The following is a 17,412-nucleotide window of genomic DNA, read 5'->3' as shown; positions in this document are numbered from 1 at the left end:
TATCCACTATATAAAACTATTTATTTTGGTTACCCTTAATTTTTATTTTCTAATTGTTCTAAAAATAACTTTGCTTGTTGGTTAATCGTTTTGAAATCAATACCTTGTTGTTGAGCAGCAAAGACACAGCCACAGTAACATTGACGGAAAATATCATAGTCTTGACACATCGTAATCGAACGTTCATAGCCTTTATTTTTCTTAAAGTCGCTCGGTAAATATTTCACATCATACAATTGTTGCACGTCTAAACCAATTTCATTAATCAACTGTGCATTTTTCTTCGGTGATAATGTAATCGCACTGCCAAAATAATCATAGCCAAGTTCTACAGCCGCTTCTGCCACCATTTCTAAACGCATACCAAAACATGCCGAACATCTCGCACCGCCTTCAGGTTCTTCTGTCAAACCACGAGATTTCGCCATTTTCATAAATTCATGAGGCTCATATGGCGCTTCAATATAGCGGACATTGTTGCCTGTTCTTTCATTAAAATCACGCACAAATTGTTCTTGAACACGCGCACGTCGCAAATATTCATTTTTCGGATGAATATTCGGATTCGCAAAATAAATGGACACATCCGCATATTCCGTTAAAAACTCTAACGTATACGTGCTACATGGTGCACAACAACTATGTAACAGAATTGAAGGACGCTCACTTTCACGTTCCCAATTGACAATCATCTTACGTAAAACTTTGTCATAATTGATCTTTTGATTTTTCATTTTTTCTAAAATTTGTTCCGCTTGAATCATAGGACTCCCCCACTTCGAAATCTTATCTCTTTTCAATAAAACAAATATATCACAAAATTTCTTACAATGTATGGCGAACTTTTCTTCATTTCAGATGATTTTCTTCCATAAAAAAGCAGCCATCCAACACGACATCGGATCACTGCTATAATGATAAATCGAGACATTCCACATAAACCCATTCAAATATTCATACCACTAAACTTGCTAAAACGTGACGCGAACACGCCATGCAAATGTATTCAATCGCTCAAATTCAGCTTTGCCACCCACTGACTCAACAATTAAATCGAGTTCATCTTTAAAAGGATAGTATTCCGTCTCTAAATCCTCAACTAAATTCACATACCCCTTATCACGATACTTCTCAATCATACGTGCTTTATCCGCCTCAGACTCAAACAGCGTATCAACGAGAATCACTTGACCGACTTCAGTTAAAAATGATTTCAAATAAGTCAGTGCCTCTCGTTTACTGTCATGATTTAAGTGATGAAAGGCAAATGTAGACACTATTGTATCAAAGTATGCGTCAGTAGGAACATCTAAAAAGTGACCATTCAACACGTGTAAACCTTCTTTTTGATTGGCAATCGTCCGCATATCTTCAGAAGGATCAATGGCTGTGACATTCAGGCCTTGGTGGATAAGGCGCTGTGTTAAATTACCTGTCCCGGCACCAATCTCAAGTACACGCCCCGACGACAATGCAACCACACTCTCTAACATAGTTGTGTAGCCGTCAAACACATCTTCATACTCATTATCATTGCCAGTATTAAATACCGTTTCATCATAACGCTCTGCCCATTTTTCAAACACGTCCATAAACTCCATGATTATCCCTCTTTCAATTCCTAGCATTTCGATATGTATTATATACTAATCGGCAAATATTGCCAACCTCAAAAAGAAGAAAACACAATTAATTACAAATTCTAAAAATAAAAAGCACAGTACAAATGGTCGTCACAACCTTTGCACTGCACTTTATATAATGAATCATTGACTACTCAAAAAAGAATTACATTTTTGATGGTTGTTGAAGCGTTAAATGTCTGAATTGACGTCTTTTACGCTTAAATTGAGCTATACTTCCTTTTAATATCAAGTGTATGTCGAGTTCATTTCACTGGTTCCAAAATTATGACTTGTTTTATTAAAATACATCAATGTAATGACAATAGAATACACAAAAAAAATATCATTATGAACATTGTCATGTAATCACCTTTTCCTATTTACAAATGGAGTTAGTTGCACCTGTACAACCAAGAGATGTTATTAGACCACAAATTGCGGCTAATGAAAATCCTGCCCAACCAGTAGTGATACCAAATGCAACAGCTACTGCCCAACATCCTCCTGCTCCGCCAGTACCGCATAAAAAAAGAACATTTGAAGCAACTCGAAATTGAGCCCTCTCTATTTTTTTCATGACTGATGCTGGGACACAATTGCGTTTTTCAACCCCCTCCTATGATGAGCGAAAATCAAAATATGGAAATGTAAAATCAATTAAGGTTAATGGGGAACATAATTTTTGATTTTGTCATCTTATAAGCTTGCCTCATTGATACAAAGCATGTGAATTCAAATTGCTAAAATGAACGAGTCTCCTTAGGGGGGAGAAGTTGACTGTAATAATCGCTTTTTATTTTGATAGTGGCTACCGTTTAACGCAGTAGCTGTCTGACTTCTCAATGCTCCTTTTGAGAAGTCTAGTCAGCCTTGCGGGGGCAGTACGACGAAATCTTTGTTGCACATGAGATTTCTGTACTACTCCCAAAATCCACCAACGCTTCCGCTAGAAATGTAACAGCCTAATCAAAGCGTCGTAGGGTCTTTGCACTCTTATCATGCTCCCCCAAAAAGAATCATGTTTTTGAAATGTGTCTTTTAAATGCAAATGCCCCCAAGATTGCAAGAACTTTTCGACACTCCCGTGGAATCAGACGTAGCCGAAAATCCAATTTGGCTTCCACCACGTGTACATTCCAACAAAGCCAAATTTAGTCGAGGCAAGTCCCCTGGGAAAGGGAGAAAAGTTCAGCAATCTTGAGGGTCTACAAGCTTCTTTTATTTAAAACAACATTCCTGATTACAAAAACATTATTCCAACACGTCGCTCTTCTCGGCCTTCTCCGCCAATCCTTGTGCTAATGGGTCTAAATATGGTTTCCCAATCAAGCCCACTAAGAAGAAGCCAACACCGAATAAAGTGAGCATCGTCAACTTATACGTTAAAATCTGTGGCACAGGTCCACCCACTGCTTCTCTCAATGCATCAATACTGTATGAGAATGGCAAGAATGGATGAATACTTTGGAAAAATTGAGGTGTCACTTCAATTGGGAATGTTCCGCCACCACCAGCAATTTGTAATACAAGTAAGACGATAGCCAATGCTTTACCTGGATTTCCTAATACTGACACTAATGTATACACAATCGTTGTAAATATCAATGCGGAATACATACTCATCGCAATAAAGAGTGGCACTGATTCAATGGATGCTTTCAAAATCACAATATCCCCAATAGATACGATTGTCGCTTGCGTTATATTCATTAATAAGAAAAGTCCCATTTTACCTAAATATGTTTCGCGAATCGTCAAGTACGGTTTTAACTCTGGATGTTTATTGTGCACTGACAGTAGGCTGACGAGTAACAATGCACCGACCCAAATTGCTAATGCCGTATAGAATGGTGTACTCGCTGAACCATAATCTTTAACCGGGAAAACATCTTCTTTTTGTAAATTGACTGGGCTTGCAATGACACCGGCCTGCTTTTTCAGATCATTGCGCAATAAGTCAATTAAATCTTCTATCGTATTTTCTTTGTCGAGTTGTTTAAAAATACCGTCTGCCTTTTGTAAATTTTTTTCAACTTTTGGTAAATCATTTCTCGCAAATTCCGCTAAACGATGTAATGTTTCTTTCGCTTTCGGTTGATTTGTATCTAAAATATTACGCAAACGGTCATATTGTGCGAATGCTTCTGGTAATTTTTCATTCACTGTGGCAGTCGCATCAGAAACACGTCCTTCCACTCTTGGTAAGTCATTTTCGACAAAGTTGGATGCTTCATCGACCTTTTGACGAAATTGTGGAAAATACGCTTGGGCTGCTTTCATAGCGTTAATATATACCGCTTCCACGCGTGGTAACGTGTCACTCAATTGATGTAAGCGTTGTTGCCCTTCAGTTAAAAATTGCTGTCCTTGTTGAATCGCGCTATTCAACTGATTCAGGCGCTGTCGTACATTGTCCAAAGTCGTTGCCCCTTGATTCAATGCTGTGCCCAATCGATTAGAAATATCTTGTAATGTCTGCGCAAAATCTCCACGAAGGTATTTTCCAACAGCCGTTAATTGATCTTTTGCTTTTGATATACTATCCAATACGTCTGCTGCTTCAGCTTGACCAGAGTTACCTGCTGAGATGGCATCCTTTAATGCATTCAAACGTGTTGTTCGTTGTTCAATATCTTCTTGCACTGTTTTAAGTCGTGATTGGGCATCTGATAAATCAACGCCTTCACTTTTTTCAATGTTTGCTAAATAATCCCTATAATCACGAATCGTTTTCGTCGCGTTATTCATACGTGCAATGAGATGATTTAATGGCGATTCAAATTGCTTCGGATCTTTGGCGCTCAATATACCATAACTTAAGTTTTCTGCCGTATCTAAATCTGCGGACGTCGCTTTAAGTTGTTGCGCTACTGCTTGATTTACTTGTTGCAATGTATCACCATAAGCATTCGTCATCGTTTGCGCATCTTCTGGTGAAATGATATGCCCCGCTGGAACGTTGTCGCCATCTCCTTGTGTCGTCGTACTCACTGGCGCGGTACGATATGCCATACCTTGTGTGCCTTGCGGTGTTGTTGCAGTCGCATTTCGAGCATTTTCTCCTACTACTTGATTCGCCGCACTTGCACGGTCGATCCCATTTTGAAGCTCATTCACGCGTTGTTCTACAGCAGGCAATAACTGTTGTATTTCGTTCAGTTTAACAAGAGCTTCATCTGTACCTGCAATAGCACGGTCCACCCCATCGTTAATCTCTGGGAAATGATTGGGCACACCACTCGCCACTTGTAGCACACGCTCAATATCTGGCATCGCTTGATTTAATGACACAATGAGCTTGGCACGCTCGTTAATGGCTGGGATGCTCGCGTTCAGTTGATTTAAACGTTCGGTTGCTGTCACGGCATCATCTTTATATTGATCTAGCGCTCTAAATTGATCCGCATATTGATCGATTTGGTCTTGGTTTTCATCTAAATAAATCAACGTTTTACGGAACTTTTCAATTTTTGGTAATGCGTTATTTGCCGCATAAATACCATCTCTGACTTTATGATAGTTTGGCAATTGGTCGTCTAGTTTAATACCAATACGATTTGCTTCATCTAATAAAGCTTTTGTCACCGTCTCGTTAAATTTTTTGTTCGCATTTCTCACAATTTCACTTGAACCTGCATCTGTCATTTTAGGTGCAATCGCGTTCAGTTTTTGATTTACTTTATATTCGACTTCAGCTTGTTGAGGGTCTTTACGCACAATTCCAGTCACTTGATGTGTGAATTTTTCTGGAATATAAATCGCTGCGTAATATTTTCCCATTTTTAATTCGCGATCCGCCTTTTCTCGACTCACCATTTGCCAATCAAAATGGTCGTCTTTACGCAAAGTCTCTTCTATTTGATTCCCGACGTTAATTTTTTTATTGCGCACTGTATCGCCTTTATCCTCGTTGACTACTGCAATTTTAATGCCGTCTGTGTTCGAGTACGGATCCCAAGTTGCTTCGAGGTTGAACCACGCATAAAAAGAAGGCAGTATCGCTAATCCTAAAATCAGTACCATCGCTCCAGGTGTTTTAGCAATTTTTTTAATATCCGTCAGAAAAAGTTTGGTAGCATTCTTCATTTTTTCACCTCAATATTTTGTGAAACACTTTATTATTTGCTTTCATTCATGTAATATAAAATATGTATAACAATTTCAAAATTTCGTCATTTTTAAGTTAACACGCATCAACGAAATGCAAGACATCTTTTAGTATAACAAGTTTTCTAGCATTTTGTATACCTTTGTAGGAACGGAATGCCTTTGATAATTATTAGTCGGACACACTGATTTCACATTACGTCACTTCCCCTTGTGACCCGAGTCGTGTCATTATCACTGTGCATTTCAACCTTATTTTACACATCAATCACTGCGTTTTTTTAAGAAAGGAGTCTTAACTTGAATAAGAAATTCATTTATACAGGGTTATTAAGTACTGCATTGCTCATCCCTTCTGTCACACCTCAATGGGCTGTTGCAGCAACACCTCAAACTGAAGATGTACCTAAAGATCAAAAAGTGGCTGATCATGATAAAGATGTCGCTTCAGATGAAACACGTGACGACCGTAAAACGCAATCTCAATCATCAGATAAAAAAGAAACAACGAAACGAACATCATCGAAAACAAGCGAGAAAACGACTTCGCACCAAGATGATTCAAAAGTGGCTAATCTTTTCGACACAACATCCCCTTTGAATTCACAGTTGAAATCGTCTTTGTCGTCTCATACAGATTGGTTTGACCAACTCTTTCATTCTACATTAAATGAAACAACAGATACGCCTCAGCATACATACCCAACACCAACAAATGATGCTACATCAACGTCAACACAAGCGCAATCATCGACGCCTGAAAATCGAGACTTTTTCGAGCAACTTCAAGCAATACTCAGTAGCAACGATGAAGATAAACAAGAAGACAATACTGCACCGTCAACTGATGAAACAACGTCTACAGAAGAAGCTTCTACTGAAAAACCAGCAGCAGAACAACAAGACAGTTCTAAAGACAATGTAGCACCTTCTCAAAATAGTGATTCAACAGAAAAAACATCAAAAACAGAAGACAAAGCAACATCTGAAGCACAACCTGCACCACATCAAAACGATGATGCCACAACTGAAGTGCCATCAACGACTGAAGAAAATCCAGCTACTAAAAACAAGCAGACAGAAGAACAATCAACACCTTCTCGTGATGCCGCTTCTTCAAAACAAACTGAAAAAAATCAAAACGATGCGATGATTGATGCACTGTTAGACGAATATAGTGAAAAAGCCGAACAAACGCAACGTGCACATCAACAACAAAAAGAGGCTACTGAGCAATCTTCAACATCAAAAGCGCAAAAACATGAAGCGCAAATTTCTGACCCTGACACTTTCAAGTCATCGCGAGAACAAGCGCCGACACAATCATATCAAAACGAAGCAGACAGAAAGCAAACGCGTCAAACGACACTGTTTGAAACAATGCCTGATTCTGATACGTCTACAAATGACTCAGGAACAATGCGTGTCGTTCCGCAATCATCAACACGTGATTTTATCAATGACATTGCGAAAGATGCACATGATATCGGTCAACAAGAAGACATCTACGCCTCTGTAATGATTGCTCAAGCGATTTTAGAATCTGACTCTGGTAAAAGTGAATTATCACGTGAACCTTATTTCAACTTGTTTGGTATTAAAGGAAGCTATCACGGAGCGGCTGCACATTTCAAAACTTTGGAATCAGATGGCGAGCAATTGTATGAAATCGATGCTGCTTTCAGAAAATATCCAGATCACAAAGCGTCATTACAAGATTATGCAGATTTAATTAAAGAAGGCATTGATGGTAATCCGAATATCTATGAAGACGTATGGAAAAGTCATAGTTCAAGTTATCACGATGCCGCCTCAGCACTCGTTGGTACATATGCGACAGATCCACAATATGACCAAAAGTTAGAAGCTTTAATTGAAGCGTATGATTTAACACGTTTTGACCAACGCGACATGCCAGATTTATTAGATGATAAAGATGACGACGAAACTGCGAAAAACGATGACAGTGCTTTCAAACCATTTGCCATATCTGCAGACTCACCGTATCCTTATGGTCAATGTACGTGGTATGTGTACAATCGTATGGCACAATTTGACATTCACATTTCAGGTACTATGGGCAATGCCGCTGATTGGACTTATTCTGCACTCACACAAGGTTATAGTGTATCAAGCAAACCAAAAGTACACAGCGCAGTAGTATTTAATCCAAATGAATTAGGTGCGGATCGTTATTACGGTCACGTCGCCTTCGTTGAGAAAGTAAATCGTGACGGTTCCATCGTCGTATCTGAATCTAATGTTAGAGGACTCGGTGTCATTTCGTTCCGTACGATTGATGCAAAAGATGCTGAACAATTGGACTACATTAGTGGCGATTTAGCAACTGAATAGAGGATTTTACTCATGATATTTTATTTGATAAGTGTTAGAGGCAGGAACATTAAATTATCCCAGCCTCTAACACTTATCAAGTTATTATTCATTAATAATTATAAAACAGTCGAAAAATAAGGATGAATGGGACATAAAAAATTGATGCTATTGGTTTCTTGGTTTCATAAACTTGCCCTCAGTTTTCTTGTGTTTGATGTAAGATTGCCCAGAAGGCTGACACGCCTGAGGGAATGAGTGCATACTGCTAACAGTCACTTCTTTACTTTAATAGTGGTCGCTGTTTATCTCAGTAGCTGTCTGACTTCTCAATACACATGCTTTTGAGAAGTCTAGTTAGCCTTGCGGGGGCAGTACGACGAAATCTTTGTGACACATGAGATTTCTGTACTGCTCCCAAAATCCACCAACGCTTTCTCTACCAATGTAACAGTAAAATCAAAGCGTTGGTTAGTTGAAGGATCAGTCCCTCTGAAAGGGAAGCCATGAAGGCAATCAAAACTACAAATCGTTGAGAGCAAGTTAAACAAGAATACTGCATCAATAGCATCAAAAATTTTTATGTCTCATCCCTTTATTATGCATATTTTCACGCTTATTGTTTGCGTGTTTTTTTATGAAATCTCATCGTTAAGATAAGTACGCCGATTGCAACGACTAAAATACCCAACGGAAGCCAAGTCCGCTTCACAATTTCACCTGTATTCGGTAAATTGAAATCACCATTTTGATCAAATAAACCGTCTAAAAAACCGTGTGATGCCGTTTGACTGTTAATCGCTTGATATGGGTCGATATTCGGCTTTGGCGCAAAATCATGTTTGAATAGACCACCGTCGCGATCTAACAACGAATGATCACGATTTAGCAGTTGCTGCAATTTGTCATTCGTACGGCCTGAAGATTGAATATTGCCACCATTTAAACCACTACCGAGAATATTCGCGATACGACGCAGCGGCGCAAACAAGTCATTCATGTCTGTTTGCGTATTGTGACGAATTTGTTGCAGTTGCTTCCGTAAAGTCAACAATCGATTGGCTTGAGCACTGAGTTCGTCTTCAATCTCCTTCAAGTTTTGATGCGCCCTCTCTTTATCTTGATGTACACGGTCAGCAATCAATTTTGCATTTTCTGCGTTAAGACGTCCACCTAAAATCGATTCAATCACTTTAGAATCTGCATCCGTATTATTAATTAACGCACTTAAAATATCATCTCCACTTGCCTTACCATTCGCTTTAAAATGGTCTTTCAAGCGGTCGAGTATCGTTGTATTTGAAGGTTTACCTTGCATGATTTCTCCAGCAATTTTGTGCGCTTCTTGTTCATCAAAGCGTGTTCGTAAAATGCTTTCCACTAAACCTTGTGTATTGGAATTATTTTCCAACATTCCTAACAATAAATCATCACTCGACATTTTGATGAGTCCGTCCGCTTGTTGATGAATTTGATTCGCCAATTGTTGGTCTGTTTTACCTTTAACATCTATCTGTTTCGCACGTTGAGCTGCTTCTCGTGCATTAAAAATCTCACCTAATATCGATTCGACTGCTGCACGTTTGTCGTCACGCTTGTGAATTGCAGTTAAAATCGTATCATTTTGCGCATTCAGTTGGTTTGCTACTGTTTTCGCATCATCAAGTAAAGTGGCTTTTTCAGTACCAGAAATGTCTGTGCGTCTTTTAATGTCTTGTTCAAAGTTTTGTAAATATTGACGTTTTTCTTCAAAATAGTTGTCAGACTTGTTCTCCACATTTTCTGAAACGAAATGGTCAATACGTGTCATTGCACTATCAATGCCTTGGAGTGGTGTGACTTTGTTTTCTAGCGCTACATGTTCTTGTTTAAGTGCATCGAGATCTTTCTTAATATTGTCTTTCAGTGCACTTTCATCTTGTTGACCGTGATGGGGTGCTACTATCGTTTGTGTTGAAGAAGATTTCTTTGCTTTGTCTCCATTTTCAGTTGATGTCGCTCTTCCTTCAGTTTCATCAGTCTTTGTCTCTGTCGACATTGCATCTTCACGCACTTCAGTTGATTCTCGTTGACCTTCATCAACCTTTGCCTTTAACGCGCTAATTTTTTCATCAATGGCATCTAATTGAGGTTGTATTTCATCGTCCGACTGAGCATCATGCGCTAAACGATTGGCTTCTTCTGCTTCGTCAACAACCGCTTCAATACTTTTTGACGACGTATCATATTCACGAATTAACGAAAGAAAGTCATTTTTATAATTCGTATTTAAATATGGTAATGCCTTCACTTTTTTATCTGCGTTTTCACGTAACATTTTCAAATCATCAGTCGTATCTGTCTGGGCTATCGCTGTCATTTCGTGTGACAATGTTGAAGGCATTTGCAGTCCACTACCGACCAATAAAAGGACAGTACCAGCTTTTACTAAACGATGACGCATGTTTTGAGATGAAGGGGATTTTCGTTCTGTCATGCCATCATTCCTTTCTATAATATGACTCTATTATAGCGCTTATGTTTCACTTTTTAAATAAAGATTAAGATATATTGCAATTTGAAAATAAGCAAAAAGTAAGAGACTGAGAAACTAACGCCCAATCTCTTTAAGTTTCGGTTATGCTTTGATGATATGTTGTAATGTCTCGTATAATTCCGCTTCATTCGTTGTTGCTAACAATTGTTGTCGTTTGTCATCATGCATTAAGTTTTTCGACAGTTGTTGCAACACTTTTAAATGCGTATCATGACTCTGTTCCGGTACGGCAATTAAAAAGACGAGTTGTGGCAATGTACCGTCTAAACTTTCCCATTGCACACCTTGATCATGTTTAAGTACTGCAATAATCGGTTGACGTACCGCGTTTGTTTTCGCATGTGGCATCGCGATATGCATACCAAGCGCTGTCGTTGATTCTGCCTCACGTGCTAATACAGCTTCTTTTAACACTGCGCCGTCTGTCACATAGTTTTCGTGTACTAAGCGATCAATCATCGTATCAATTGCTTTGTCTCTATCCATAGGCGCTGCTGTTTGAATCATCACTTGTGGATTCAACATATCTTTTACGTCTGTATCTTCTTTCACTTTGACTGTGGATACTGGTGCTCCAGATAGCTCTTGAGTGGCTGTCGGTTGCTTTTTAAATGTTAACACGAGTGCTGTCGTTACAAAACTACCGGCTAGTACTGCAACAATAAACATGAGCACCCCATCGATGCCCCCTAATACTGCAACGATTGGTCCACCATGCGCGACTCTATCGCCGACATGACCGAGTGCAGCAATGACAGAAGCAACCATCGCACCTATCATATTGGCGGGTATAATACGTAAAGGATCTTGTGCCGCAAATGGAATCGCACCTTCTGTAATCCCGAATAGTCCCATCGTAAATGAAGCTTTCCCCATTTCGATTTCATTACGGTTGAATTTACGTTTTTGAATAAATGTTGCAAGGCCAAGTCCAATCGGTGGTGTACAGACTGCCACTGCGACCATCCCCATGACGCTGTAGTTCCCTTCCGCGATTAAAGCTGAACCAAATAAAAATGCGACTTTGTTCACTGGGCCACCCATATCAAATGCAATCATTGCACCGATAATTAAGGCCAAAATGACAATGTTCGCGCCCTGCATACCTTTTAACCAAGTTGTCAAAGTTTCAAAAACCGCTGCAATTGGCGCACCTAAAACGAAAATAAAGATTATGCCAACGAGGACCGATGCAATAATTGGAATGATAATGATCGGCATAATCGGCGCCATCGCTTTCGGCACTTTAATATTTTTAATCCATTTCGCGATATAACCTGCTAAGAAACCGGCAACGATACCACCTAAAAAGCCAGCCCCCGCCGTACTACCGTAAAAACTGCCGTCTGCTGCAATCGCACCACCAATCATCCCTGGCACGAGACCTGGCTTATCAGCAATACTCACTGCAATGTAACCGGCCAATATTGGCACCATAAAACTAAACGCTAATGCACCAATTTTTTCGAACGGTTTCCAAAATGAATCATCCGGAATCACTAAACCTTGAGTTGCTGTTTTTTCACCACCTAATGACAATGCCAATGCAATCAGTAGTCCTCCGACAACGATGAATGGCACCATAAAGGAAACCCCATTCATTAAATGTTGGTAGATCATTTGCATCCCATTTTGCTTATTCTCGCTTTGATGTGAAGGTGTCTCACTTGCTTCAGATTGTCCTGTCGCATGATACACCGGTGCTTCCCCTTGCACCACACGTTGAATTAAGGCTTCCGGTTGATGAATGCCTGCTCTGACACTTTCTTTCACGAGCGGCTTACCATTGAACCGTGATAAATCGACTTGTCTATCCGCAGCAATAATAATACCATCTGCAGCTGCGATTTCTTCAGCTGTTAACACATTTTCTGCACCGACACCCCCTTGCGTTTCCACTTTAATATCAATACCGAGTGACGCTGCGGCTTGCTCTAACTTTTCTTGCGCCATATAGGTATGCGCAATACCGTTTGGACAAGATGTAACTGCGAGTATTTTCATACGACTGCTTCCTCTCTTCACAAAATTCATACATCTCCATCTTATCCGCTTCATCCATGCAATTCAATGTATTTTTGAAACGCTTACAAATTTTCAAAGGCATGTACATCTACCACTTCAAAATCGAGACAAAAAACCAGTGCGCAACAGCATCAGACTCGCATGTCGCGCACTAAACAATTATCATTTAATTTGTTGTTGCATCAAAAATTTCTGTACAATATCCTTTGAAGCCACAATTCGGGCAAGTCAACAGTCTTGTTTGAGACGTATGAGGTGCAAATAACCATGGTCGATATGGCGATTTAAACTGCTTTTGGCAATTCGGGCACATATAACTGACTTGTTGGTAGTACGTGTGCGTCATTTTTTGTGCTACTGTAATCGCACTCCCAAATCCTAAAACGGCTGGCCATACTTGACGATATTTCCAACTTAGCCCAATTCCAATCGCTTCAAACAATGTGGCTGTCGTTCCCATCCATAACATGCGTTTCATGAGACGTTGATGTTGTGGTTTTTGTTTCATCGCATCTTCAATGTCAGAAAGATTTTTAACAGGTGCATGTGATGCATCCAGTATCATCCGTTGCATTTGCTTCATTTGTTTCAGTTGCTGTTGTTGCTGGCGAATTTCTGCCTCAGTTTCTTTCACTTTACGCGTTAATAATGTACGCACCGTTTGAAGTGTGCCATCCACTGACAACATTTGCTTGATTTCTTTAAGGCTAAGACCTAATGACTTCATCACTAAAATCAAATGCAACTGTTCAACCTCACGCTCCGTATACATCCGATATTGATTGTCGTCCGTAAAAGCAGGTTTTAAGACGTGCTGATGATCATAGTACTGAATGGTTCTTTTTGAAAGTCCAAACATGTTCGCAAGTTCACCTGTCGAATAATGTGACATCGATTTCACCTCCATACTTCATGTATAGCCTATGACGTCACGTGACGGTCAACGATTTCATGCATCATTTCGATCATTTTTTCTGGCTCATCGACAAACGGTGCATGTGCCGTATCTTGAAAGGCGTAAAAATGCTTTTCAGGAGACCCAACATGATCAAAAAACGCTTTACTGTCTTCGTATGTCGTTTGCATATCGTGAACACCTTGTAAAATATAAAATGGGACCTTTATTTCCTGGGCAATATCATTCAAGTTGGTATGTGCCATTTCACTCGTTAAATGTTCGAACGTGGATAAACTGCCTCTGACAATATTAATTCTTTCCATTAAACGGTAATACGGCGTCTGCATCATCACACGAAACATGCGCCAAACAGAATAGCCACGACTTGAAAATCCGACATGATAACGTGCGGTATACCGTTGTCTCGCCTTTTCATATTGGCAATCTTGGTTAAAATCACGTGTTAAATGAATCGCGTTTAATCGTTTAATCGCTCGTTGATTGCGCTCTTCATGTGCTAGAAAGCGTAAATGTTGCAAAATACACTGTTCATTACGAAAAACATCCCCGAGTTGGCCCATACCAATATATGCCGCAATATACTCAGGATAACGATGCGCGGCGTGTGTACCAATAATAGTTCCGAATGAATGGCACATTAAATACACTTGATTTTGTTGAAAATGATGACGCAAAAATTGAATGAGCTGATACAAATCTGAAATCAAATCTGCCATTTCAACCGTTTCATGTGTATAAGACATCCCCGTCCCACGTTGATCCCAAAATACAACGGTGTAACGATCCGTCAAGTCAATATGATGGGCTCTAAAAAAGGAATAAAGTGGAAAACCTGGCCCACCATGGACAACGAGTAATATCGGTTTATCTGTGCCTCTTGATTCAATAATGACACCTTGACGATGACCATTTAAAGTCAAATAGTATTTCTGAACTGTACGTCCATCTTGTTCTATGTAAGTTTTCATTTCTACACCTCGCATCTTTCGATAACATTATAATCTATTTTGAGCGATTTGTAGTATTTCTAGGCTAAGGAAAAGGCAATCATTCAAAAATCAAAACACAAAACAGGCTAGGACATTATCTTTTCCTAGCCTTTATCTATTCAGTGAACTACTCACCACTTAGCTAAAACATAAAGGTTCTTAACGCTTGAAGTGGGAGCTTCTTGGGAATAGAGCGTACTTGTAAGTGTATTTCTTTACTAACAGAGGTTTCTCTTATTGACCAAGCTATCCCCGTAGACCCTACGGTTATCGGTCTTTTCTAAGCTAATGTTTGCATTCGTAGCCCTTCGGTCAAAATATTGATGCTCGCGTTTATATCTCGGTCATGGTGAGCATGGCAAATAGGACAAGACCATTCTCGAATTTTGAGATTTTTCTTGCCATCATTATGTCCGCAGTCTGAACAGACTTGACTTGATGGAAACCATTTATCAATCTTGACTATTTCACGTCCATACCAGTCAGCTTTGTATTGTAGCTTAATCACAAAGCTAGACCATGACACATCAGAAATGCTTTTAGCCAGTTTATGATTTCGCAACATACCTTTTGTGTTTAAGTCTTCAATACAGATAATATCGTGATTTTTGATAATCTCTGTACTCAACTTGTTTAGAAAGTCAGTGCGTTGATTCATTACCTTTTCATGTAGTCGTGCAACTTTCTGTTTTTGTTTCTGGTAGTTTTTGGCTTCAAAGAGATTGATACCCTTCTTTTTGGCTAACAGGGCACGTCTCGACAACTTACGTTGTTCACGTTTTAGTTTCTGTGCCATTTTCGAAGTGAACTTATTATTATCAATCTTTTGACCGTCAGAAAAAATGGCAAAATGAGTGATTCCAAGGTCAATTCCAATTGCAGAATTAGTTTTAGGAAACTCGACAACTTCTTCTTTGCACAATAAAGAAACATAGTATTTACCGCTTGAACGGCGTGATATTGTAGCTGATTTGATAATACCTTTAGGTTGTCTATGAAGCTTTATTTTAACTGATGACTTCAACTTAGGAACTTTGATGAATTTATTATCAATCAAGGATATTGTGCCATTTTGATTATTAGTGGTATAGCTTTGAACGGGATTCTTCTTACTTTTGAACCGAGGAAATCCAACAGATTTATCTCTAAAGAAATTCTTATATGCCTTGTCTAAATTGAGTTGTGCATTAGCCAAGGCAAGGCTATCTACTTCCTTCAAAAATGGAAATTCATTCTTATATTTAGCTGGTGTCGGGAACTTCATTTTTTTAGAAGAAACATTCTTAGTTTCTTCATAAGCTTTCATTCGATCATCAAGCATTAGATTGTAGACCTTACGGACACAACCGAAAGACTTAGCGAAGAAAATTTTTTGTTCTTCAGTTGGATAGATTCTAAATTTATATGCTTTGAGTCGTTCCATAAGCTACGCACCTCTCTATTTATGATTATAACCTTGATTCTGAATATATTTTTTTATAACGTCAATTGGTGCGCCACCAGTTGTCAAAAGGCAAAAACTTCTAGACCAAAACATTTCTTTCCAAAGAAACTGTCTTACTTTTGGAAAGTCGCGTTTTATCAAACGCGAACTGGCACTTTTATAGGCATTGATGAATTTTGTCAATTCTGTTTTTGGTTGTGCTTTGAACATAATATGAACATGGTCTTTATCATGATTCCACTCAACTAGAGTAATATGATAAGACGCTGCAATTCGTACAAAAGTTGTTTTAGCAAATTCAGAAATTTTATCATCAATCACTTGTCTACGGTATTTAGTAACCAACACAAGATGATAATAGAGAAGAAACACCGAATGATTATTAGTATCTAATTTCATGTTATATCAACTCACTTCTTATATAGACTGATTATAACATAGAACAAAATAAAAAGGCGATGAGCCTTGCGTGTCGGTTTTCGAGTAACAACGGTAACCCTCATACCGAACGGCATTCATCACCCACCTATAGAGGATGGGAGACTTCTGCCTGAATTAAGTTAAAGATTTAAAATAGTAGAAAAAAGAGGATGAATTGGACAAAAAATTGATGCTATTGCTTTTCTTGATTTCATCAACTTGCCCTCAGTTTTACTGTATTTGATGTAAGATTGCCCAGAAGGCTGACACTCCTGAGGGAATGAGTGCATATTGTCAACAGTCACTTCTTTCCTTTAAATAGCGATGACTGTTTATCGCAGTAGCTGTCTGACTTCTCAATACGCATGCTTTTGAGAAGTCTAGTCAGCCTTGCGGGGGCAGTACTACGAAATCTTTGTTGCACATCAGATTTCTGTACTGCGCCCAAAATCCAATTCAGCTTCCACCTCATGTACACTATAATCAAACCGATTTGAGTTGGAGGTTCAGCCTCTCGGAAAGCAAAGCCATAAGAGCAATCAAAAACACAAATTATAGGATATGAGGGCAAATTAAACAAAATACTTCATCAAATAGCATCAAAATTTTTTATCTCATCCCCTTTATATCTATCTATGCATTTTTTCATAATGATAACCGATTTGGTATGTAGACACTTTATTTTTCAAAATCGGACTTTCCTTCTCTTCATGATGCTGTCTTACATTTTTATGTGACTGTTTAAACACATCTGAGCCTAACCATTCACGAAATGCAGCTTCAGATTGCCAAACCGTTAAAATTTTTACTTCATCGTATTCTTCTAAATCATTGGTTTGTGTCACGTACATTTCAATAAATCCATCAATCGTCTCAATACCTTGACGACGGTGAAATCTTTCCATCGTAGCTTCAGCCGATCCTTTTTGTAATGTTAATTTATTTTCTGCCATAAACATAGGACTTCAACTCCTTTTACGCATTCGCACTGCTCGCGACTGCACCCTTATTGT

11 protein-coding genes and 1 pseudogene are annotated in these 17,412 nt (G+C 39.0%); 1 reads left to right on the top strand and 11 read right to left on the bottom strand.

Features of this window, described 5'->3' with window-relative positions:
- Positions 1-35 precede the first annotated feature (35 nt).
- The 4 genes and pseudogenes from GZH82_RS02190 to GZH82_RS02175 all read right to left on the bottom strand — a co-directional run bounded on the left by GZH82_RS02190 (position 36) and on the right by GZH82_RS02175 (position 5,711).
- Positions 36-764, bottom strand: a complete 729-nt coding sequence (locus GZH82_RS02190) for an epoxyqueuosine reductase QueH (RefSeq protein ID WP_162681110.1) — start codon at positions 762-764, stop codon at positions 36-38.
- A gap of 207 nt (positions 765-971) precedes the next feature.
- A complete protein-coding gene (locus GZH82_RS02185) occupies positions 972-1,601 on the bottom strand; it encodes a class I SAM-dependent methyltransferase (RefSeq protein WP_162681109.1) in 630 nt (209 codons plus the stop codon).
- 400 nt (positions 1,602-2,001) lie between these two features.
- Positions 2,002-2,151: pseudogene (locus GZH82_RS02180) on the bottom strand (halocin C8-like domain-containing protein); the annotation flags it as partial.
- Between the two features lie 725 nt (positions 2,152-2,876).
- The gene (locus tag GZH82_RS02175) at positions 2,877-5,711 is read right to left on the bottom strand and encodes a YhgE/Pip domain-containing protein (RefSeq protein WP_162681108.1); all 2,835 of its coding nucleotides are present in this window, start codon (positions 5,709-5,711) and stop codon (positions 2,877-2,879) included.
- A 321-nt stretch (positions 5,712-6,032) separates the two neighbouring features.
- On the opposite strand from GZH82_RS02175, the gene GZH82_RS02170 reads away from it, so the two are divergent.
- Positions 6,033-8,087: an amidase domain-containing protein gene (locus GZH82_RS02170; RefSeq protein ID WP_162681107.1), complete on the top strand. Its 2,055-nt coding sequence runs from the start codon at positions 6,033-6,035 to the stop codon at positions 8,085-8,087.
- A gap of 595 nt (positions 8,088-8,682) precedes the next feature.
- On the opposite strand, the gene spsA is transcribed toward GZH82_RS02170, so the two are convergent.
- The 7 genes from spsA to GZH82_RS02135 form a co-directional block, all read right to left on the bottom strand.
- Positions 8,683-10,542 (bottom strand): LPXTG-anchored surface protein SpsA, encoded by a 1,860-nt coding sequence (gene spsA / locus GZH82_RS02165; RefSeq protein WP_162681106.1) that lies wholly within the window; start codon positions 10,540-10,542, stop codon positions 8,683-8,685.
- A 141-nt stretch (positions 10,543-10,683) separates the two neighbouring features.
- Complete coding sequence (locus GZH82_RS02160; RefSeq protein WP_162681105.1) at positions 10,684-12,606, bottom strand: fructose-specific PTS transporter subunit EIIC; 1,923 nt, start codon at positions 12,604-12,606, stop codon at positions 10,684-10,686.
- A gap of 187 nt (positions 12,607-12,793) precedes the next feature.
- Positions 12,794-13,519: a MerR family transcriptional regulator gene (locus GZH82_RS02155; RefSeq protein ID WP_162681104.1), complete on the bottom strand. Its 726-nt coding sequence runs from the start codon at positions 13,517-13,519 to the stop codon at positions 12,794-12,796.
- 29 nt (positions 13,520-13,548) lie between these two features.
- Positions 13,549-14,514 (bottom strand): alpha/beta fold hydrolase, encoded by a 966-nt coding sequence (locus GZH82_RS02150; protein ID WP_162681103.1) that lies wholly within the window; start codon positions 14,512-14,514, stop codon positions 13,549-13,551.
- Positions 14,515-14,815: 301 nt separating this feature from the next.
- Positions 14,816-15,958, bottom strand: a complete 1,143-nt coding sequence (gene tnpB, locus GZH82_RS02145; protein WP_162680811.1) for an IS200/IS605 family element RNA-guided endonuclease TnpB — start codon at positions 15,956-15,958, stop codon at positions 14,816-14,818.
- 15 nt (positions 15,959-15,973) lie between these two features.
- A complete protein-coding gene (gene tnpA, locus GZH82_RS02140; protein WP_162680810.1) occupies positions 15,974-16,378 on the bottom strand; it encodes an IS200/IS605 family transposase in 405 nt (134 codons plus the stop codon).
- A gap of 650 nt (positions 16,379-17,028) precedes the next feature.
- A complete protein-coding gene (locus GZH82_RS02135) occupies positions 17,029-17,358 on the bottom strand; it encodes an antibiotic biosynthesis monooxygenase (protein WP_162681102.1) in 330 nt (109 codons plus the stop codon).
- Between the last annotated feature and the right edge of the window lie 54 nt (positions 17,359-17,412).

The organism is Staphylococcus sp. MI 10-1553 (genome assembly GCF_010365305.1).
Taxonomy (GTDB): domain Bacteria; phylum Bacillota; class Bacilli; order Staphylococcales; family Staphylococcaceae; genus Staphylococcus.
Note: the sequence above shows the minus strand (reverse complement) of the source record. Positions and strands in the feature narration are given on the sequence as shown.

Excerpts from the sequence above, each read along its gene's own strand:
- GZH82_RS02190 (WP_162681110.1), bottom strand. The coding sequence starts at position 764 with ATGATTCAAGCGGAACAAATTTTAGAAAAAATGAAAAATCAAAAGATC.
- GZH82_RS02135 (WP_162681102.1), bottom strand. The coding sequence starts at position 17,358 with ATGTTTATGGCAGAAAATAAATTAACATTACAAAAAGGATCGGCTGAA.
- GZH82_RS02185 (WP_162681109.1), bottom strand. The coding sequence starts at position 1,601 with ATGGAGTTTATGGACGTGTTTGAAAAATGGGCAGAGCGTTATGATGAA.
- GZH82_RS02160 (WP_162681105.1), bottom strand. The coding sequence starts at position 12,606 with ATGAAAATACTCGCAGTTACATCTTGTCCAAACGGTATTGCGCATACC.
- spsA (WP_162681106.1), bottom strand. The coding sequence starts at position 10,542 with ATGACAGAACGAAAATCCCCTTCATCTCAAAACATGCGTCATCGTTTA.
- tnpB (WP_162680811.1), bottom strand. The coding sequence starts at position 15,958 with ATGGAACGACTCAAAGCATATAAATTTAGAATCTATCCAACTGAAGAA.
- GZH82_RS02175 (WP_162681108.1), bottom strand. The coding sequence starts at position 5,711 with ATGAAGAATGCTACCAAACTTTTTCTGACGGATATTAAAAAAATTGCT.
- GZH82_RS02150 (WP_162681103.1), bottom strand. The coding sequence starts at position 14,514 with ATGAAAACTTACATAGAACAAGATGGACGTACAGTTCAGAAATACTAT.
- tnpA (WP_162680810.1), bottom strand. The coding sequence starts at position 16,378 with ATGAAATTAGATACTAATAATCATTCGGTGTTTCTTCTCTATTATCAT.
- GZH82_RS02155 (WP_162681104.1), bottom strand. The coding sequence starts at position 13,519 with ATGTCACATTATTCGACAGGTGAACTTGCGAACATGTTTGGACTTTCA.